This window comes from Aeromonas sp. A600620 (assembly GCF_029479985.1).
In the GTDB taxonomy this organism is placed as follows: domain Bacteria; phylum Pseudomonadota; class Gammaproteobacteria; order Enterobacterales; family Aeromonadaceae; genus Aeromonas; species Aeromonas veronii_A.
Genome location: NZ_JAAKXB010000007.1, coordinates 37,827 through 56,097, shown reverse-complemented (window position 1 = coordinate 56,097; position 18,271 = coordinate 37,827). Strand labels below are relative to the sequence as shown.

The following is an 18,271-nucleotide window of genomic DNA, read 5'->3' as shown; positions in this document are numbered from 1 at the left end:
TGTCTCCTTAGAGAACCAAGTGCTCTGATTTGACCCGCACCATCATGCCGGTCTGCAGTTGGACCTGTACATCGTCCTTGGTTACTTCCTTGATGGTTGCCGGAACCGGGAATTTACCCATAACGACGCGCACATCCTGGCCCACTTTCAGCGTAGCGGCATCCACTTTAACCAGCGGAGCGTCAGCGACCGGTGCCTTGGCGGCAGCTTTCGGCTTGGCAGCTACATCAGCTTTCTCGGTTTTGCGCACAGCAGGACGACGGGGCTTCTTGGCCTTCTCATCCTTCTCTTTGGTATTGGTACGACGGCTGGCGAATACGCGTTCTTTGCTCTCTTTCAGAGCTTGCTTGGCGTGCTCGATGTGCTCTTCGGTCAGCAGCTCGCCCGGGTTGCCATCCAGATCAACGCGAGCCTGGCCAGCTTTGAGACCGTGCAGGTAGCGCCAGCTGGAGGTGTATTGACGCAGTGCGGAACGCAGCATGGTCTTGGAGACTCTGGCATCGTCAGCAAGACGCTCGGCCAAATCCTGGAAGATGCCAATCTTGAGCGGCTTGGCCTCTCCTTCAGCAACGAAGCAGGCCGGGAATTTCTCGACCAGGTAGGCAACGATCTCTTTACTGTTCTTCAGCTTCTCAGTGTTTTCCATGTATAACCTTGGCTTTCATATAAACGCACGGGCACGTCCCGAGCACAACAAAGGCCCCATTATAGAGAGCTTGGGGCCTTTTGCGAACCATCTAGCAATGACTTAGAGCATGCTTTCCAAAATTTGCACCGTTTCTTCGAGGCCAATCCGGTCTTCCTGGTCGAAACGGTTAAAAATCGGACTGTCGATATCGAGTACCCCGATGATCTCGCCACCACGGCGCACCGGGATCACGATTTCCGAGTTGCTCGCGCCATCACAAGCGATGTGACCATCGAACTGGTGGACATCGTCAATGAGCTGGGTTTTCCCCTCTGCCACTGCCGTACCACACACACCGCGGCCGACCGGGATCCGCACGCAGGCTGGTTTGCCCTGAAATGGCCCCAATACCAGGGTCTCGCCCTGCAACAGATAAAAACCGACCCAGTTGATCTCCTCCAGCTCCTGATTCAGCAGCGCGGAGAGGTTGGCCAGATTGGCAATAAGATCGGTTTCCCCCTCCAGCAGCGCCTTGGCCTGCTGGTTGAGGGTGCGATAAAATGGTTGTTTTTCAATCATGATTAAATGAACTTCACTCCCTGATGGTTTGGGGAAGGTAACGCCTGGCCGGGAAATTTCAAATATTTTTTCCACTCCCCGCTCCTTGCGCCGTTATTCCCGGGCAACGGAAAGCGCCAATTGCTGGCGTTGACCATTACTCCACTCGATATTTAACAACCAGATCATGACGGGTGATGTACAACTCCCCACCTGGGTTACCCCCTGCCACTGTCCGTCTATTTGTTCAAAGTTCACCGGAATGGTGCCCATAAACATATCTTTGCCTTCGAGTGTCGCTTTCACCGGTTTGATGGCCGGATCGCCGCCGCTAATAGCGATGACAAAGTCATGTTCAGCGCGCAGCGGTAATTCCTTGATGGCGACCGTCAGCGACTTGTCACCAATCAGCGCGCTGCAAGGGGTGTGGGAAAGATCACAAATCTGATCTTTTGTCTGGTCAGCAGAGACGCTGTTATCGACCGAAAACCAGGTGCGATAGGCCATCAGCGCCAATAACAGCGCCAATACCAGTACGAGGTGCAAAACTTTACGTGCGGTAAGTCTCTCTTTCATCAAAAACAGCCCGATTAAGATGCAATTAAAATAGTTTTTTGTGATCTCGAACAAGGTAAAAAACTGCCATATCGAGACCGGACGGAGCCAAATATATCACTGTTTATACTGTTATTTTACCTGTCACTTCAGTATCATTCCCATGCAGTTTTCATTTAGCCATCTTTTGCTTTTCCTTTCGTTAACAGATGTTAACAACTGGTCGGCGGTGGCTGATGAAGCCAGTCCGGTTCTCCGGATACAAAACCAAACAACAGCAGCATCGGAAGCGGAATATAACGATGAGCCATACAACTAACCATCCTGAGTACAACTACACCGTTGTTCGCCAGTTTACCGTCATGACGATTGTCTGGGGAATTGTCGGCATGTCGGTTGGCGTACTGATCGCAGCCCAGTTGATCTGGCCTGCCCTCAACTTCGAGACCCCGTGGCTGACTTACAGTCGTCTGCGGCCCCTCCATACCAACGCAGTGATCTTCGCCTTCGGCGTCAGTGCACTCATGGCCACCTCGTTTTACGTGGTGCAGCGCACCTGTCAAACCAGACTGTTTGGTGGCCCGCTGGCAACCTTCGTCTTCTGGGGCTGGCAAGCAATCATCCTCTCTGCCGCCATCTCTCTGCCGCTGGGTTACACCTCCGCCAAAGAGTACGCCGAGCTGGAGTGGCCGATTGATATCGCCATCACTGTGGTATGGGTCGCCTATGCCATCGTCTTCTTCGGCACCCTGATGAAGCGCACCACCTCCCACATCTATGTGGCGAACTGGTTCTTCGGCGCCTTCATCATCACCGTTGCGGTGCTGCACATTGTCAACAACATGGAAGTGCCGCTCTCCGGCATGAAGTCCTACTCCATGTACTCCGGCGCCATGGACGCCATGGTGCAATGGTGGTATGGCCACAACGCGGTAGGCTTCCTGCTGACCGCCGGCTTCCTGGGGATGATGTACTACTTCGTGCCCAAGCAGGCCGGTCGTCCGGTTTACTCCTATCGCCTCTCCATCGTGCACTTCTGGGCGTTGATCTCCCTCTATATCTGGGCCGGTCCGCACCACCTGCACTACACCGCACTGCCTGACTGGGCTCAGTCACTGGGCATGGTGATGTCCCTGATCCTGTTCGTACCCTCCTGGGGCGGCATGATCAACGGCATCATGACCCTCTCCGGTGCCTGGCACAAACTGCGTTATGACCCCATCCTGCGCTTCCTGATCGTCTCCCTCTCTTTCTACGGCATGTCGACCTTCGAAGGCCCGATGATGGCGATCAAAACCGTCAACGCCCTCTCCCACTACACCGACTGGACCGTTGGTCACGTGCACTCCGGTGCGCTGGGCTGGGTTGCCATGGTCTCCATCGGTGCGGTTTACCATCTGATCCCGAACCTGTTCGGCCAGGGCCGGATGTACAGCGTCAAGCTGATCAACGTTCACTTCTGGCTGGCGACCGTGGGCACCGTGCTCTACATCGTTGCCATGTGGATTTCCGGCGTGATGCAGGGCCTGATGTGGCGTGCAGTCAACGAAGACGGCACCCTGACCTACAGCTTCGTTGAAGCGCTGCAGGCATCCTATCCCTTCTATTTCGTGCGCTTCCTGGGTGGCTGCTTCTTCGTCACCGGCATGTTGCTGATGGCTTACAACGCCTATCGCACCATCACTGCGCCCAAAGGTTCTCTGGAACCTGTCGCCCAGCCAGCATGATTGAAGAGGTCAACCCATGAGCAACAATAACCGTCACGAAATATTTGAAAAAAGCGTTCCCATGCTGGTGGTCGGCATCATCTTCGCCATCAGTCTGGGGGGGCTGGTTGAAATCACTCCGCTGTTCTTCCAGAAGCAAACCACCGAGCCGGTGGAGGGCCTCAAGCCCTACACAGCCCTGCAGATGGAAGGACGCGACATCTTCATTCGCGAAGGCTGCACCAACTGCCACAGCCAGATGATCCGTCCGTTCCGTGCCGAAACCGAGCGTTACGGTCACTACTCGGTCGCTGGCGAGAGCGTCTGGGAGCACCCCTTCCTGTGGGGATCCAAGCGTACCGGTCCGGATCTGGCCCGTGTTGGTGGCCGCTACTCCGACGAGTGGCACAAGGTTCACCTGATCAACCCGCGCGATGTGGTACCGGAATCCAACATGCCCGCCTACCCCTGGCTTGATACCAATGTGCTGACTGGCGAGATGACCGGCAAAAAACTGGCGCTGTTCCGCGATCACTTCGGTGTGCCCTATACCGACGCCGATATTCAGGGTGCTGGCGAAGCCGTCAAGGGCAAAACCGAGCTGGATGCGCTGGTGGCCTATCTGCAATCACTGGGTCATGCCCTGAAATAAGGAGGCGAAAATGGACTACGGCACATTTCGCGGTCTGTATACCCTACTGTTGATGGCCATCATGATTGGCATCATCGTCTGGGCCTACAGCAAACGCCGCAAGACCTCTTTCGACGAGGCTGCCAATCTGGTTTTTGCCGATGATGAGCAACCCGGTGCTGATAAAAAGAACGCAGGAGCGAAACAATAATGAGCACTCTGTTTAGCATTTTTGTGACTGTCATCAGTCTGGGAACCATCCTCGGCTGCTTCTTGCTGCTGATGTGGTGCCGCAAGGACAAGATGGGTGTTGAAGAAGGCAAATCGATGGGTCACTCCTTCGATGGCATCGAGGAGATCAACAACCCGCTGCCGAAGTGGTGGACTTACATGTTCCTCTTCTTCATCGTCACCGGTCTGGTCTATCTGGTCGCCTTCCCGGGGCTTGGCAACTTCAAAGGCCTGTTGGGCTGGCAAAGTTCCAACCAGAACGTGCGCTCGTTGGCCGAATCCAAGGCTGCAACCGAATCGGCCAAGGCTGAAGGTCGCGCGGTGGAGTATGACCGCGAGGTCGCCAAGGCTGACGAGATCTACGGCGCCAAGTTCCGTGAACTCACCTACGAAGCGGATGGCAAAACCTATCGTGCCATTACCGAGATCGCCAAGGATCCGGAAGCCCTCAAAGTGGGGCAGCGTCTGTTCCTGCAGAACTGCTCCCAGTGTCACGGCTCCGATGCCCGTGGTGGCCGCGGCTTCCCGAACCTGACCGACAGCGAATGGCAATGGGGCGGCCAGCCTGATCAAATCAAGACCACCATCATGGGCGGTCGTCAGGGGATCATGGCTGCTTGGGGTGAAATCCTCGGCAAAGATGGCGTTCAGGAAGTGGCCTCCTATGTGCTGAGCCTCTCCGGTCGCAAGGTCGACCTGGTGGAAGCGAAGAAAGGTGAAGCACGCTTTGCCATCTGCGCTGCCTGCCACGGGGCCGATGCCAAGGGCGGTGTTGCCGTCGGTGCGCCAGATCTGACCAACAACACCTGGCTCTACGGTGGCTCCCGCGAAGTGGTGGTACAAACCATCACCCACGGTCGTCACGGCGTGATGCCAGCCTGGAAAGATATTCTGGGTGAGGACAAGGTTCACCTGCTGGCCTCCTACGTTTACAGCCTGTCTCATCAACAGTCTGCCAAATAAGGTTCGCCCGTAACGTTGTAACATGTGATAAACACGTGATTACACAGCAAAAAGCCTCGACTCCTCGAGGCTTTTTGTTATCTTGTGTTGCGTAAAAACCATCTTCCACGTTAATCATTCGTTTCATGGCAGTAGCAATCATGACCCAACCTCTATCCAAACCGTGGTATCGCCAATTCTGGCCCTGGTTTATCATCGCCCTCCCCACTGCCGCCGTTGTCGGCAGCATCGCCACCGCCATCATCGCCAGCAAGGATGGGGTCAATCTGGTGGCCGAGGACTATTACAAACAAGGGAAAGAGATCAATCAGGACTTGAGCAAGTTTGACCGCTCCGAAGCCCTCAATATCCGCTTTGGACTGGAGGTTGACGGCAACGAGCTGACCCTCAAACCCATCAGCGGTGACATTCCTGCCGGGCAAGCTCTCTATCTCTCATTGTTCCACCCGACCTTGGCCGGTCAGGACAGCGAACACATGATCACCGCCGATGCGAGCGGCACCTATCGCCTCCATTTCGACAAGCCGCTGGTCGGCAAGTGGCACATTCGGGTCGATGCTTTCGATCACGAGTGGCGATTGCAAGAGACCGTCCAGTTGCCCACCCTGGCCCCTGTCGAACTCGACCCGAAAGGACGCTAAGCCATGACCGGCTGTTCTCACTGTGGCGAGCCGGTGTTCGCCAGCGCCCCTGCAGCTTGCATTCTGCATTCAGAGGGGCATAACGCATGACCCCCTGCTTTCACTGTGGCGAGCCGGTACCCGCTAATAGTGGCTATTCCCTCGAGATAAAGGGGATTGTTCGCCCCATGTGCTGCCCCGGTTGTCAGGCGGTGGCAGAAACCATCATGGAGTGCGGCCTCGCCAGTTACTACGATCACCGCACCGCTCCTGGCACCAAGGGCGATCTGGTGCCCGAAGAGCTGGCCGCCCTCACCCACTACGATCTGGCAGAAGTGCAACAGGAGTTTGTCACCGACAGCGGTACCCTTCGCGAAATCCAGCTGACAGTTGAAGGGCTCACCTGCGCCGCCTGTGCCTGGCTTATCGAACGCCACCTGATGACCCTTGGCGGCTTGCGCTACATCAACGTCAACACCACCACCCACCGGGCCCGCATCAAGTGGGATCCGGACCAACTCTCCCTGAGTGACATCCTCAAGGGATTTGCCCAGATCGGCTATCGGGCCTACCCGTTCCAGACCCATCAACAGGAGGCGCTCTACGCCAAAGAGGTGCGCAGCTATATGTTCCGGCTGGCTCTGGCGGGGCTGGGCTCAATGCAGGTGATGATGTGCGCCGTGGCCCTCTACATGGATCTCTTCATCAGCGTTGAAGATGAGTTCATGGTCTACTTCAAGTGGATAAGCCTGTTGCTCTCCACCCCCATCATGATCTATTCAGCCCAACCCTTTTACGTGGGTGCCTGGCGCAGCCTGAAACAGGGCCACCTGTCGATGGATGTGTCGGTGTCGCTGGCGCTGATCGGGGCTTTTATCGCCTCTATGTGGGCCACCGTGTTCAATACCGGTGAGGTCTATTACGACTCCATCACCATGTTCGTCTTCTTCCTGCTGCTGGGGCGCTTTCTCGAGTTGCGGGCCCGGCGCAAGGCGTCGGAATCGAGCTCCAACCTGGCACGACTGGTGCCCATCATGGCGACCCGCATCGATGATGAAGGGGAGCATGAGGTAGCGGCCAAGACCTTGCAGGTCGGCGATCGGGTACGGGTGCTGGCCGGAGCAACCTTGCCGGCGGACGGCATCATTGTCGAAGGGCAAGCCAGCCTCAACGAATCCATGCTGACCGGTGAACAGCTGCCCCTGCTCAAACAGCCCGGTGAGCAGGTCTATGCCGGTACCATCAACACCGATGCCCCGCTGCAGATCCGGGTCAGCCACCGTATCGAAGAGTCGCGGATCGCCCAGATCATGCGGCTGCAGGATCACGCCCTCGACGACAAACCGGCCATCGCCCAGATGGCGGATCAGCTGTCGCGCCACTTTATTCTGGTGCTGCTGATCATTGCCGCCGCGGTCTGGACCTTCTGGCACTTCCATCAACCGGATCAGGCGTTCTGGGTCACCCTCGCCGTGCTGGTTGCCACCTGCCCCTGTGCCCTGTCGCTGGCCACCCCGACGGCGCTGACCTCGGCCACCGCCAATCTGACCCGCAACGGCATTCTGCTGCGCCGTGGTCATGTGCTGGACGTGTTGACCAAGGCCAACCGGATAGTGATGGACAAGACCGGTACCCTGACCACAGGGGAGATCAGTCTGACGCAGACTCAGGCGTTGGCCGACCTTGACGAGACGCACTGCCTCGCCATCGCCCGGGCCATGGAGGCGCAATCCGAGCACCCCATAGCTCGCGCCTTCCGGCTACCTGCCGACAGTATCAGTGTGCTGCCATCCGCCCGCGAGATCACCCCTGTCATCGGTCACGGCATCACAGCGCTGGTGGATGGCGTACGTTACCGCATCGGCAGTGCCCGCTGGCTTGGGCTGGATCCGGCGCAAGAACGCGGCCGCGGTCTGGCTATCTATCTGGCCGACGAGCAGCAGGTCTTGGCCCGCTTCAATCTGGAAGATACCCTGCGCCCCGATGCTAGGGCGCTGATCGCGGCATTCAAGGCGGCAGGTCTGCAAACTACCGTGCTGACTGGCGACAGCTCTTTTCAGGCAGACGAGATTGCCCGCGAGCTGGGCGTGGATGAGCTGGTCAAGGGGGTCTCACCCGATGGCAAGCTGACCTACCTCAAGGCCCGGGAAGCCCAGGGGGATATCAGCATCATGGTGGGCGATGGCATCAACGACGCCCCGGTACTGGCCGGAGCGCACGCCTCGTTTGCCATGGCTGGTGGCACCGATCTGGCGAAAAACAGCGCCGATGCCATCCTGCTGGCCGATGACCTGAGCCGACTGCTCGAGGCCAGAGTGCTGGCAATGCGTACCCGCAAGATCATCATCGAGAACTTCGCCTGGTCCATCGGTTACAACCTGCTGGTGTTGCCGCTGGCGGCCTGCGGCTGGCTGCCCCCCTATCTGGCGGCGGCGGGCATGTCGCTCAGCTCACTCATCGTGGTAACCAACTCCATGCGCCTCAACCGATGAGGCTGGTGGCGGAAAATAGCTGAAAATGTGGCCTGCCTTCGATGCAGGCCACATTTCTAATTGATAGCGGCTGGCCCCCTGCCCGAACAGGGTTACCATAGGGGACGCTTGCCAAGGAAGAACGCCAAGGTACCTCTCATGAATATAATTTTTGTCCTGATCCCCATCGCCATCCTGTTTGTGATCATCGCCGGGGTCGTCTTCTTCTGGGCCATTCGCTCCGAGCAGTTTGAAGATCTCGACCGGCAGGGTTCCAACATCCTGTTTGACGAAGAGCAACCCACCCACAAACCCGCAAAGCCTGCTGACCATGACCCACAACCTTGATCTGGCCGGCGCCCTGCTGGTCGGACTGGCAGGCTCCGCCCACTGCATCGGCATGTGTGGTGGCGTCTCCGCCGCGCTCTCCATGGCAATCCCCGCCAACAAACAACACTTCTGGGGGCGGCTCGCCTATCTGCTCAACTACAACCTCGGCCGGATCCTGAGCTATGTCATTGCAGGTGCACTGGTGGGCGGCCTGCTCGCCACCACCAGTGAGCTGGGCGCTGGCAAACACGCTATTGCCGGCTTGCGTCTCGTGGCAGCGCTATTGATGATTGCGCTTGGTCTCTATCTGGCGGGCTGGTGGCAAGGGATCTTGCTGCTGGAGCGGCTCGGCGCCAGATTTTGGCCACGTATCAAACCGCTGGCGGGCAAATTTATCCCCTTCACCTCACCTGTGCAGGCACTGCCCTTTGGCATGGTGTGGGGTTGGCTCCCCTGCGGGCTGGTCTACTCCATGCTGACCTGGAGCGCAGCGGCGGGTTCGGCCAGTGGCGGGGCGCTCATCATGCTATTTTTTGGCCTCGGCACCCTGCCCACCCTGTTTGCGTTGGGCGGGCTCGCCGATCGCCTGAGATACTGGCTCACCCTGCGCAGTTTGCGCCTTGGCGGTGCCCTGCTGCTCATTTTGTTCGGGGTGCATACCTTCTGGATTGGCATTGCTTCCTTTTGAAACCCTATCCAAAACGGATGAGTTGATGGTAAACTTGTTTGATATAAATCAATTATTCGTATGAGCCTATGATCCCGGAAAAGAAACCTGGCAGACGTATCCAGAGCGGTGGCTGTGCAATTCATTGCCAGGATTGCAGCATCAGTCAGCTCTGTATTCCCTTCACTCTGAACGACAACGAGCTTGATCAGCTGGACAGCATCATCGAGCGCAAGAAGCCGATCCAGAAGGGTGAAGAGCTGTTCAAGGCTGGCGATGAGTTCAAATCGCTCTATGCCATCCGTTCCGGGACCATCAAGTCTTACACCATCACCGAGCAAGGGGATGAGCAGATCACCGCGTTCCACCTCGCTGGCGATCTGGTCGGTTTTGATGCCATCCACAAACAAGCACACCCCTCCTTCGCCCAGGCGCTGGAAACCGCCATGGTGTGCGAGATCCCCTTTGAAGTGCTGGATGATCTCTCCGGCAAGATGCCCAAGCTGCGCCAGCAGATCATGCGTCTGATGAGCAACGAAATCATGGGCGATCAGGAGATGATCCTGCTGCTCTCCAAGAAGAATGCCGAAGAGCGCCTCGCCGCCTTCCTGCACAATCTGTCGGTACGCTTCTCCGAACGCGGCTTCTCCGCCAAGGAGTTCCGTCTATCCATGACCCGTGGTGACATTGGCAACTATCTGGGGCTGACCGTTGAGACCATCAGTCGTCTGCTCGGCCGTTTCCAGAAGTCCGGTCTCATCAGCGTTAAAGGCAAATACATTACCGTACTGGATCAGGTCGCGCTGGGCATGATGGCCGGTGCAACTCGCCCGCCCTGCGGCTGATTTTTCCGCTTACCCTCTCACTTTTTTCCTGCTTTCCCTGCCGGATCCTTTCCTCTGGAATGTGATCCGGTACGTTCCCCATACCCTCCTCCTGCGCTAAGCTGTAATGGCTAAGATTCTGCTGTCATTGGACTTTTCCAAGGAGGAGAAGATGGTCAAATATCAGAATATTCTGGTGGTTATCAATCCAGAAGAGGAGCGCCAAATCGCCCTCGAACGGGCAGTCAAAGTCGCCGAGCTGGACGAAAACGCCCATCTGACCCTGCTGCTCACCATCTATGACTTCTCGTATGAAATGACCGCCATGCTCTCGGTGGACGAGCGGCAAGAGATGCGCGACGGCGTCATTTCACAGCGACGTGAGTGGCTGGACGAGATCCTGACCCCCTATCGGGCACAGGGGATCGAATGCGAAGTGAAAGTGGTCTGGCACAATCGCCCCTTCGAGTGTGTCATTCAGGAAGTGCTGGAGCAGCGCCACGATCTGGTGGTCAAAGCCACTCACCATCACAGCTTCCTGCAAACCTTCATCTTTACCCCCACCGACTGGCACCTGCTGCGCAAATGCCCCTGTCCGGTGCTGCTGGTCAAAGAGGGTCACTGGCAACGGGACGGCAACATCATCGCCGCCATCAACTGCTCAAGCGACGATCCGGATCAGAAACTGCTCAACGAACGGATCACCCAGGAGGGAAGCGACATCGCCGAGCTGCTGGGCTCCAACCTCTATCTGGTCAACACCTACCCGGGCACCCCGGTCAACGTGGCCATCGAGCTGCCGGAGTTTGACCCCAACGCCTACAACGAAGCGATCCGCAAGCACCACGAAAGCCTGCTGCTCAGCCATGCCGACAAGTTCGGGATCGGTCATCTCTGGACTCGGGTAGCAGAGGGACTACCGGAAGAGGTGTTGCCGGATATGGCAGAAGAGCTCAAGGCAACCCTGATGATCATGGGCTGCGTCGGTCGCACCGGGCTTTCTGCTGCTTTGCTCGGCAATACCGCCGAACATGTGATTGACCGCCTCTCCTGCGACATCCTGATCCTCAAACCGGCGGACTACAGCTGCCCGGTCGACAGCCGTCGCAATCAATCATAAGGTGCCTGGCACCTTGCCCTCCCCCGGGACATGGCTATAATAACGCGCTTATTTGTGTCCCGGGTTTTACGAGCATGCTAGAAGAGCTGAACGCCAAAGAAAAATACAGTTTTAACAAACTGCAGAAGCGCCTGCGGCGCAACGTGGGTCAGGCCATTGCCGACTTCAACATGATTGAAGAGGGCGACAAGGTCATGGTCTGCCTCTCAGGCGGCAAGGACAGCTTCGGTATGCTCGACATACTGATGAGCCTCAAAGCCAGCGCCCCCATCCATTTCGATCTGGTTGCCGTCAACCTGGATCAGAAGCAGCCCGGTTTCCCCGAGCATGTGCTGCCCGAGTATCTGGATTCCCTCGGCATCGAGTACAAGATTGTTGAAGAGGATACCTACTCCATCGTCAAGGAGAAGGTACCGGAAGGCAAAACTACCTGCTCTCTTTGCTCACGGCTGCGCCGCGGTATTCTCTACCGCACCGCCCAAGAGCTGGGTTGCACCAAGATTGCCCTTGGCCACCACCGCGACGACATCCTCGAGACCCTGTTCCTCAACATGTTCTACGGTGGCAAGCTCAAGTCCATGCCGCCCAAGCTGGTGAGCGACGATGGCAAGAACGTGGTGATCCGCCCGCTGGCCTACTGCAAAGAGAAGGATCTGATCCGCTACGCCGACGTCAAAGCCTTCCCCATCATTCCGTGCAACCTGTGCGGCTCGCAGGAGAACCTGCAGCGTCAGGCCATCAAACAGATGATGCAGGATTGGGATCGCCGCTTCCCCGGTCGTATCGAAACCATGTTCACCGCCATTCAGGACGTGATCCCGAGCCACCTGCTCGACCACAAGCTGTTTGACTTCAAGAGCATCAACCGCGACTCCGGCATCATCGATGGCGGCGACAAGGCCTTTGATCCGCCCGAGATGCCAAAGGCGCCGCTGCTGGATATCGACGAGATGGACATGCTGGATGTGATTGAAGTGCGCTAAGCCGCGCTCACAGGGCAAACACCACGCAATAAAAAAGGAGCGATAATCGCTCCTTTTTTGCTTTCTTGACCTGCCTGTTACCAACGTGACAACACCATCGGCATCAGTCCTTGTGCAGCCAGGGGGTCAGTCGCAGCACGTCACCCTGCAGGCGCAGTTGCCCGGCAGCGAACGCGGCCAGTTGCTCATTGCTCAGCAGCAGGTGGCCTTCCTGCCAGGGCAGCGCCTCCTGACGGGCGCCATCAATCAGATAGGCGGTGCCGCTCTGTTGCACCAGGGTAATGCGTACCCCTTCCATCTTCGGCAGGAAGTGCTTGCCGACCATGCCCGCCATCTTGTCGAGCAGCGACTGCATTTGCTGCTGACGGGCCGCCAACTCCGCCAGCGGCAGCTCGGGGCCATTTGGTACGTCGGCCATCACCTGTACCGTCATATCGCATGTGGCGTGCTCTTCTTTCAGGCCGACGGTCACGATCCCCTTGTCGAGGTTGAGATCCTCATCAAAAGGCAGGCGCAGTTCGCTATCGACCGTTACCTCGCCCGCCACTTCCTTGCTGTCGGTTGCAACCCGGGCAAAGGTTAGGCCACAGCGCTGACCATTTTGCGGATCGGTCAGATAAAACCCCAGTCTGGCGTGACCAAACTCCCCTTTGGCAAAGGTCTTCATCTGGCTGTAGAAGGTGCTGTATTGCAGATCCAGCACCGGCTCAGCCAGCGCCAGCCCAGGCAGCAAGAGCGTGGCTAGCAGACTCTGGCGCACAGCCTTGGTCACTCCATATCGACGGGTCATTCAACGTCCTTTTGCATCATGCATTGAAATGGTTGGGGCCTTCTGTCACCTCGTTAACCTCTACCCCCACCCCGCAGAGATCCCGATAGAGGATCCCCTTGCAGTTGAAATAGAGCGGTGCCACCCAGATAAGCCCCAACCCCATGGGGATCAGAGCCAGGAAGAAGAGCGCGGTCATCACGCCGTGGAACAACACAATGCTGGGCCAGCCGCGCGCAAAGAGCTTGAGAGAGACCAGAATGGCCTGGGGCGGCGTCAGGCCGCGCTCCAGCACCAGCGGCACGGTAAAGAGCAGCCCCATGCCGATCAGGGCCGAGGGAATGAATGAGAGCACGGCGGGCAAGCCCAGCAGATCGAACAGCGGGCCAAACAGGCTGGTGAGCAGACTGCCAAGCAGGCTCAGCATGCCGAGGCGTACAAAGTGGCGGAAGAAGTCGAACACCTGGTTGGCCCGGGCGCGTACCCCGACCGACTGCTGCAACCCCAGCATATCGAGGGAGCTGGTCATGGGAGCCATCACCACCGTCATCAGCAGGCTCAGCACCATGGCCACATTCATCTGGCTGTCATCCCCCAGATAGGGCAACAGCAGCACATTGCTGAGCAGGATCCAGATCGCCGTCACCCCGACAATCGCCAGCAGCAGGCCAAATCCGGTACGGCGGGTCTGTTGCCATCCCTCCTGGATGACCCCTTTCAGATCAAGGCGGTAGCCCTGGTTCAGAGACTGCTCAAGGGAGCCGCCAATACGCATTTTATTACTCAATTGACTATCCAATATCGAAAACGACCAAATCAGGTGGCACATTATAGCGATTTGGTCTGCTATTCGTAGCCGTTTTTCCTGCGCACTTGCGGCTAATTCGGGCCAAAAAGCCTTTAATTTCATGTGTCGGCTGCATAGAATGCGGCCCTCTTTCAACACGATGGCCACTGGCTGGGGTGAGACTGGCGGATGATGAACAATCCACAGGTAATTGTCGCGCTGAACAAGATCAGCAAAAAATACGATGGCAAGGTGATTCTGAGTGACCTTGACCTTGAAATCTATGACGGTGAATTTCTTACCCTGCTGGGCCCCTCCGGCTGTGGCAAGACCACCCTGCTGCGCCTGCTGGCCGGACTCGAATCGGTCGATGGTGGCTCCATCCATCTGGCCGGTGACGAGATCACCCATATCCCCGCCGAACACAGGCATATCAACACCGTGTTCCAGAGCTATGCGCTCTTCCCCCATATGACGGTGTTTGAAAACGTCGCCTTTGGCCTCGAGATGCAGAAAGTACCGGCCAGCGAGATCCGCCAGCGGGTCGAGGAGACACTCGCCATGGTGCAGCTCACCGAGCTGGCCAACCGCCGCCCGGATCAGCTCTCCGGCGGTCAGCAGCAACGGGTCGCCATCGCCCGCGCCGTGGTCAACAAGCCGCGCCTGCTGCTGCTCGATGAATCCCTCTCGGCGCTCGACTACAAGCTGCGCAAGCAGATGCAGAGCGAGCTCAAGGCGCTGCAGCGTCGCCTTGGTATCACCTTTGTCTTCGTTACCCATGATCAGGAAGAGGCGCTCACCATGTCTGATCGAATCCTGGTGATGGAGGGGGGCAAGATCATCCAGCGCGGCACCCCGCGCGATATCTACGAATCGCCAGCCAACCTGTTCGTGGCCCGCTTTATCGGCGAGATCAACGTGATGGATGGCAAACTGATCAGCCAGCGCGAGCCCGGTATCTGGCAGGCGGAGGTAGAGGGGCGCGAATGCCTGCTTCATACCACCTTGCCGTTCCAGCCAGACGACAAGGTGCTGGTGCTGCTGCGCCCGGAAGATCTGCGCATTCTCGATCAGGATGACGATCAGAGCGGTGCGCTGCGGGGCAATATCCGCGAGCGCAACTACAAGGGGGCGACGCTGGATTCGGTGATCGAGCTCGAAAGTGGCAAACAGCTGCTTATCTCCGAGTTCTTCGACGAGGATGACCCCGACTTTGACTACCGTCTGGGTCAGGAGGTGGCGATCCACTGGGTTGACAGCTGGGAGGTGGTGTTGCCCTATGAGCCTCACTAATCTGCGGGTAGCGCACAGCTTTGCCCACAACGGCTTTCGCAACGGGGCCATCGCGCTGATCCTAGGCTGGCTGACGCTGTTTGTCTTCCTGCCCAACCTGATGATCATCGGCGTCAGCTTCCTGACCCGGGACGAGTCCGAGCTTATCGCACCGCTCTTTACCCTGAGCAACTATGGCCGCCTGCTGGACCCCCTCTATTTCGAGGTGCTGCTCCACTCCCTCTGGCTGGCGCTGCTCGCCACCGCCATCTGCCTGCTGGTGGGCTACCCCTTTGCCTGGCTGCTGGCTCATCTGCCAGCGCGTATCCGCCCGCTGCTGCTGTTTCTGGTGGTGGTGCCGTTCTGGACCAACTCCCTGATCCGCACCTATGCGCTGAAAGTGCTGCTCGGCACCCGGGGGCTGATCAATGGCTGGCTGCTGGATCTGGGGCTTATCGAACGACCGCTGCAGATGATGTATACCGAGGTGGCCGTCATCATCGGGCTGGTCTATGTGCTGCTCCCCTTTATGGTGCTGCCGCTCTACTCCAGCATCGAGAAGCTGGATGGCCGTTTGCTGGAGGCGGCGCGAGATCTTGGCGCCAACGGCTGGCAGCGACTGGTACGGATCATCCTGCCCCTCACCCTGCCCGGCATCATCGCCGGTTGTCTGCTGGTGTTCCTGCCCGCCATGGGGATGTTCTATGTCTCCGACTTGCTGGGAGGTGCCAAGCACCTGCTGATCGGCAACCTGATCAAGACCCAGTTCCTCAACAGCCGTGACTGGCCCTTTGGCGCCGCCATCAGCGTGATGCTGACGGTGCTGATGGCGCTGTTGGTCTACTGCTACTGGCGGGCGGGCAAGCTGCTCAGCAAGAAGGGGGAGCTGGCATGATGCGCGCACTGAAGGCTCTGTTCTTGCTGCTGGTGTTTGGCTATCTCTATGTACCCATCGGGGTGCTGATCGCCAACTCCTTCAACCTGTCGAAATATGGCATCGACTGGCGCGGCTTTACCCTGGGGTGGTATGAGAAGCTGTTTGCCAGCGCCAGCCTGATGCAGGCGGCCCAGCACTCCCTGACCATCGCCGCCCTCACCGCCACCGCAGCCACCCTGATCGGCACCCTCACCGCCGTGGCGCTGTTTCGCTACCGTTTTCGCGGCAAGCAGTATGTGAGCGGCATGTTGTTCGTGGTGATGATGTCCCCCGATATTGTGATGGCCATCTCCCTGCTGACCCTGTTTGTGGTGACCGGCATTGCGCTCGGCTTCTGGTCGCTGCTGATCGCCCACATCACCTTCTGTCTGCCGTTTGTGGTGATCACCGTCTACTCGCGGTTGTGCGGTTTTGATGTGCGGATGCTGGAAGCTGCGCGGGATCTGGGGGCTGGCGAGTGGATCATCCTGCGCCGCATCATACTGCCGCTGGCCCTGCCAGCGGTGATGGCGGGCTGGCTGCTCTCCTTTACTCTGTCGTTGGACGACGTGGTGGTCAGCTCCTTTGTTACCGGCCCGGCCTACGAGATCCTGCCGCTCAAGATCTACTCCATGGTCAAGGTGGGGGTCTCCCCCGAGGTCAACGCCCTGGCCACCCTGATGCTGGTCGCCTCCCTCGGGATGGTGCTGCTGGCGCAACTGTTACTGCGCAAACGGCAGGGCTGACCCTGCCCGTTTCGTCCCCGCCACCTTTGGCGAACTCTGTCACGGTGGGCCGCAAGGCCCCATAACCCCAAGGAGTTGTTGATGACAATCCAACACAAGGCCGGCGCCCTGCTGGCAGCCGCCCTCACCCTCACCACCCCGCTGCTGAGCCAGAGCGCTCACGCGGCCGACGACAAGGTGGTCTACTTCTACAACTGGTCGGAATATGTGCCGGACGGCCTGCTGGAACAGTTCCAGCACGAGACCGGCATCAAGGTGATCTACTCCACCTACGAATCCAACGAGACCCTCTACGCCAAGCTGAAAACCCATGGCGACGGCTATGACGTGGTGGTGCCCAGCACCTACTTCATCTCGAAAATGGCCAAAGAGGGGATGCTGCAGCCGCTGGATCGCGCCCAGCTACCCAACTTCAAGCACCTCGACCCCACCCTGCTCAACCATGAGTACGACCCGGACAACAGCTACTCCATCCCCTATATCTGGGGCGCAACCGGCATCGGCACCAACACCGATATCATCGAACAGCCGGTCACCAGCTGGAAGCAGCTCTGGGCACCGGAGTGGAAAGAGAGCCTGCTGCTGATGGACGATGCCCGCGAGGTGTTCCATATCGCGCTGGTGCAGCTGGGCTACAGCCCCAACACCCGGGACAAGGCGCAAATTGCCGAAGCGTTCGAATACCTGAAAAAGCTGATGCCCAACGTCAAGGCGTTCAACTCCGACAACCCGGCCGACCCCTTTATCGCCGGTGAGGTCAATATCGGCATGCTGTGGAACGGCTCGGCCTACGGCGCCCAGCGCGAATACCCCTCCATCCAGATGACCTACCCCGAAGAAGGCGCCGTGCTCTGGATGGACAACCTCGCCATCCCGGCCAGGGCCAAGCATGTGAAAGAGGCCCATGCCCTGATCAACTTCCTGATGCGCCCCGATGTGGCCGCCAAGGTGGCCGAGGCGATTGGCTACCCCACCCCAGTCAAGGATGCCATTCCCCTGCTCACCCCGGCGTTTCGCAACAACCCCATGGTCTTCCCGAGCGACGAGATCAAGCGCAAGGGCGAATTCCAGTCCGATGTGGGTGATGCCTCCCGCCTCTACGAGCAGTACTTCCTGCAGCTTAAAGCCATGGTGGCCAAGGCCGGTTAAGTCGGCGGTTAATCGACCCTCTGACGGGCTTAATGGATAAAGGGGGCAATATTTGCCCCCTTCTCTTTTTAACCACCAGCGCAATTTTTAAGCACAACAGTCATAGACACTGAGAGGCACAGGCGCGCATCGATTAACAGCAAAATATATAGATAGTCATCTTTAAGCCAGACAGACCACAATTTTTGTAAGTGCTCCACTGCAGCCGGCTTCAGAGCAAATTTGTAGGGAAATATGAGGGGGGCGATGTATTTCTCCATTTAGAAGGGAGGAACTCATAGCGACCCCACTGTGGAGATATAGGCAAAACGGATGTGTTTATGGGGAATAACTGTGCAATTTTAT

General features: G+C 57.9%; 20 protein-coding genes. 15 read left to right on the top strand and 5 right to left on the bottom strand.

Annotated elements, in window-relative coordinates; genetic code table 11:
• Nucleotides 1-7: 7 nt before the first annotated feature.
• The 3 genes from proQ to G5533_RS10725 all read right to left on the bottom strand — a co-directional run bounded on the left by proQ (nt 8) and on the right by G5533_RS10725 (nt 1,762).
• Nucleotides 8-646 (bottom strand): RNA chaperone ProQ, encoded by a 639-nt coding sequence (proQ, locus tag G5533_RS10735; protein ID WP_005351923.1) that lies wholly within the window; start codon nt 644-646, stop codon nt 8-10.
• Nucleotides 647-748: 102 nt separating this feature from the next.
• On the bottom strand, nt 749-1,207 hold the full coding sequence (locus G5533_RS10730) for a GAF domain-containing protein (protein WP_040065573.1): 459 nt from the start codon (nt 1,205-1,207) through the stop codon (nt 749-751).
• Nucleotides 1,208-1,300: 93 nt separating this feature from the next.
• Nucleotides 1,301-1,762 carry a hypothetical protein gene (locus G5533_RS10725; protein WP_040065751.1) on the bottom strand — a complete coding sequence of 154 codons (462 nt, stop codon included), beginning with the start codon at nt 1,760-1,762 and terminating at the stop codon, nt 1,301-1,303.
• A 281-nt stretch (nt 1,763-2,043) separates the two neighbouring features.
• Here G5533_RS10725 and ccoN point away from each other — a divergent pair, with 281 nt between their 5' ends.
• The 11 genes from ccoN (at nt 2,044) to ttcA (ending at nt 12,287) form a co-directional block, all read left to right on the top strand.
• Complete coding sequence (ccoN, locus tag G5533_RS10720) at nt 2,044-3,468, top strand: cytochrome-c oxidase, cbb3-type subunit I (RefSeq protein WP_005336616.1); 1,425 nt, start codon at nt 2,044-2,046, stop codon at nt 3,466-3,468.
• A 16-nt stretch (nt 3,469-3,484) separates the two neighbouring features.
• Complete coding sequence (gene ccoO, locus G5533_RS10715) at nt 3,485-4,099, top strand: cytochrome-c oxidase, cbb3-type subunit II (protein ID WP_021230095.1); 615 nt, start codon at nt 3,485-3,487, stop codon at nt 4,097-4,099.
• 10 nt (nt 4,100-4,109) lie between these two features.
• The gene (locus G5533_RS10710) at nt 4,110-4,289 is read left to right on the top strand and encodes a CcoQ/FixQ family Cbb3-type cytochrome c oxidase assembly chaperone (protein ID WP_005336620.1); all 180 of its coding nucleotides are present in this window, start codon (nt 4,110-4,112) and stop codon (nt 4,287-4,289) included.
• Nucleotides 4,289-5,272 (top strand): cytochrome-c oxidase, cbb3-type subunit III, encoded by a 984-nt coding sequence (gene ccoP, locus G5533_RS10705; protein ID WP_421221769.1) that lies wholly within the window; start codon nt 4,289-4,291, stop codon nt 5,270-5,272. The genes G5533_RS10710 and ccoP overlap by 1 nt, the downstream gene beginning before the upstream one ends.
• 140 nt (nt 5,273-5,412) lie before the next feature.
• Nucleotides 5,413-5,913, top strand: coding sequence for a FixH family protein (locus tag G5533_RS10700; protein ID WP_043820362.1), 501 nt, complete (start codon nt 5,413-5,415; stop codon nt 5,911-5,913).
• Nucleotides 5,914-5,999: 86 nt separating this feature from the next.
• Complete coding sequence (locus G5533_RS10695) at nt 6,000-8,384, top strand: heavy metal translocating P-type ATPase (protein ID WP_421289326.1); 2,385 nt, start codon at nt 6,000-6,002, stop codon at nt 8,382-8,384.
• A gap of 138 nt (nt 8,385-8,522) precedes the next feature.
• On the top strand, nt 8,523-8,711 hold the full coding sequence (gene ccoS, locus G5533_RS10690) for a cbb3-type cytochrome oxidase assembly protein CcoS (RefSeq protein ID WP_005360558.1): 189 nt from the start codon (nt 8,523-8,525) through the stop codon (nt 8,709-8,711).
• A complete protein-coding gene (locus tag G5533_RS10685; RefSeq protein WP_279502064.1) occupies nt 8,695-9,381 on the top strand; it encodes a sulfite exporter TauE/SafE family protein in 687 nt (228 codons plus the stop codon). Before ccoS ends, G5533_RS10685 begins: the two co-directional genes overlap by 17 nt.
• A gap of 68 nt (nt 9,382-9,449) precedes the next feature.
• Entirely contained in the window at nt 9,450-10,205 is a 756-nt protein-coding gene (locus G5533_RS10680) for an FNR family transcription factor (RefSeq protein WP_005336632.1), read from the top strand.
• A 151-nt stretch (nt 10,206-10,356) separates the two neighbouring features.
• On the top strand, nt 10,357-11,304 hold the full coding sequence (uspE, locus tag G5533_RS10675) for a universal stress protein UspE (protein ID WP_201956730.1): 948 nt from the start codon (nt 10,357-10,359) through the stop codon (nt 11,302-11,304).
• A gap of 74 nt (nt 11,305-11,378) precedes the next feature.
• The gene (gene ttcA / locus G5533_RS10670) at nt 11,379-12,287 is read left to right on the top strand and encodes a tRNA 2-thiocytidine(32) synthetase TtcA (RefSeq protein WP_005336634.1); all 909 of its coding nucleotides are present in this window, start codon (nt 11,379-11,381) and stop codon (nt 12,285-12,287) included.
• 103 nt (nt 12,288-12,390) lie between these two features.
• Here the strand turns inward: ttcA and G5533_RS10665 are convergent, their stop codons facing one another.
• Nucleotides 12,391-13,077 carry a DUF2987 domain-containing protein gene (locus tag G5533_RS10665; protein WP_441254781.1) on the bottom strand — a complete coding sequence of 229 codons (687 nt, stop codon included), beginning with the start codon at nt 13,075-13,077 and terminating at the stop codon, nt 12,391-12,393.
• Nucleotides 13,078-13,093: 16 nt separating this feature from the next.
• Entirely contained in the window at nt 13,094-13,831 is a 738-nt protein-coding gene (locus G5533_RS10660) for a hypothetical protein (RefSeq protein WP_005351939.1), read from the bottom strand.
• Nucleotides 13,832-14,032: 201 nt separating this feature from the next.
• On the opposite strand from G5533_RS10660, the gene potA reads away from it, so the two are divergent.
• The 4 genes from potA to G5533_RS10640 all read left to right on the top strand — a co-directional run bounded on the left by potA (nt 14,033) and on the right by G5533_RS10640 (nt 17,926).
• Nucleotides 14,033-15,136 carry a spermidine/putrescine ABC transporter ATP-binding protein PotA gene (gene potA, locus G5533_RS10655; RefSeq protein WP_139747253.1) on the top strand — a complete coding sequence of 368 codons (1,104 nt, stop codon included), beginning with the start codon at nt 14,033-14,035 and terminating at the stop codon, nt 15,134-15,136.
• The gene (gene potB, locus G5533_RS10650; protein WP_019446371.1) at nt 15,123-16,010 is read left to right on the top strand and encodes a spermidine/putrescine ABC transporter permease PotB; all 888 of its coding nucleotides are present in this window, start codon (nt 15,123-15,125) and stop codon (nt 16,008-16,010) included. The genes potA and potB overlap by 14 nt, the downstream gene beginning before the upstream one ends.
• Nucleotides 16,007-16,777, top strand: coding sequence for a spermidine/putrescine ABC transporter permease PotC (gene potC, locus G5533_RS10645; RefSeq protein WP_005336644.1), 771 nt, complete (start codon nt 16,007-16,009; stop codon nt 16,775-16,777). Before potB ends, potC begins: the two co-directional genes overlap by 4 nt.
• A gap of 81 nt (nt 16,778-16,858) precedes the next feature.
• Nucleotides 16,859-17,926 (top strand): extracellular solute-binding protein, encoded by a 1,068-nt coding sequence (locus G5533_RS10640; RefSeq protein ID WP_441254780.1) that lies wholly within the window; start codon nt 16,859-16,861, stop codon nt 17,924-17,926.
• Nucleotides 17,927-18,271: the final 345 nt, after the last annotated feature.

Excerpts from the sequence above, each read along its gene's own strand:
- uspE (WP_201956730.1), top strand. The coding sequence starts at position 10,357 with ATGGTCAAATATCAGAATATTCTGGTGGTTATCAATCCAGAAGAGGAG.
- G5533_RS10680 (WP_005336632.1), top strand. The coding sequence starts at position 9,450 with ATGATCCCGGAAAAGAAACCTGGCAGACGTATCCAGAGCGGTGGCTGT.
- ttcA (WP_005336634.1), top strand. The coding sequence starts at position 11,379 with ATGCTAGAAGAGCTGAACGCCAAAGAAAAATACAGTTTTAACAAACTG.
- ccoN (WP_005336616.1), top strand. The coding sequence starts at position 2,044 with ATGAGCCATACAACTAACCATCCTGAGTACAACTACACCGTTGTTCGC.
- ccoS (WP_005360558.1), top strand. The coding sequence starts at position 8,523 with ATGAATATAATTTTTGTCCTGATCCCCATCGCCATCCTGTTTGTGATC.
- G5533_RS10640 (WP_441254780.1), top strand. The coding sequence starts at position 16,859 with ATGACAATCCAACACAAGGCCGGCGCCCTGCTGGCAGCCGCCCTCACC.
- G5533_RS10710 (WP_005336620.1), top strand. The coding sequence starts at position 4,110 with ATGGACTACGGCACATTTCGCGGTCTGTATACCCTACTGTTGATGGCC.
- G5533_RS10665 (WP_441254781.1), bottom strand. The coding sequence starts at position 13,077 with ATGACCCGTCGATATGGAGTGACCAAGGCTGTGCGCCAGAGTCTGCTA.
- G5533_RS10730 (WP_040065573.1), bottom strand. The coding sequence starts at position 1,207 with ATGATTGAAAAACAACCATTTTATCGCACCCTCAACCAGCAGGCCAAG.
- ccoP (WP_421221769.1), top strand. The coding sequence starts at position 4,289 with ATGAGCACTCTGTTTAGCATTTTTGTGACTGTCATCAGTCTGGGAACC.
- potA (WP_139747253.1), top strand. The coding sequence starts at position 14,033 with ATGATGAACAATCCACAGGTAATTGTCGCGCTGAACAAGATCAGCAAA.
- G5533_RS10660 (WP_005351939.1), bottom strand. The coding sequence starts at position 13,831 with ATGCGTATTGGCGGCTCCCTTGAGCAGTCTCTGAACCAGGGCTACCGC.
- G5533_RS10685 (WP_279502064.1), top strand. The coding sequence starts at position 8,695 with ATGACCCACAACCTTGATCTGGCCGGCGCCCTGCTGGTCGGACTGGCA.
- ccoO (WP_021230095.1), top strand. The coding sequence starts at position 3,485 with ATGAGCAACAATAACCGTCACGAAATATTTGAAAAAAGCGTTCCCATG.
- G5533_RS10695 (WP_421289326.1), top strand. The coding sequence starts at position 6,000 with ATGACCCCCTGCTTTCACTGTGGCGAGCCGGTACCCGCTAATAGTGGC.
- potC (WP_005336644.1), top strand. The coding sequence starts at position 16,007 with ATGATGCGCGCACTGAAGGCTCTGTTCTTGCTGCTGGTGTTTGGCTAT.
- proQ (WP_005351923.1), bottom strand. The coding sequence starts at position 646 with ATGGAAAACACTGAGAAGCTGAAGAACAGTAAAGAGATCGTTGCCTAC.
- G5533_RS10725 (WP_040065751.1), bottom strand. The coding sequence starts at position 1,762 with ATGAAAGAGAGACTTACCGCACGTAAAGTTTTGCACCTCGTACTGGTA.
- G5533_RS10700 (WP_043820362.1), top strand. The coding sequence starts at position 5,413 with ATGACCCAACCTCTATCCAAACCGTGGTATCGCCAATTCTGGCCCTGG.
- potB (WP_019446371.1), top strand. The coding sequence starts at position 15,123 with ATGAGCCTCACTAATCTGCGGGTAGCGCACAGCTTTGCCCACAACGGC.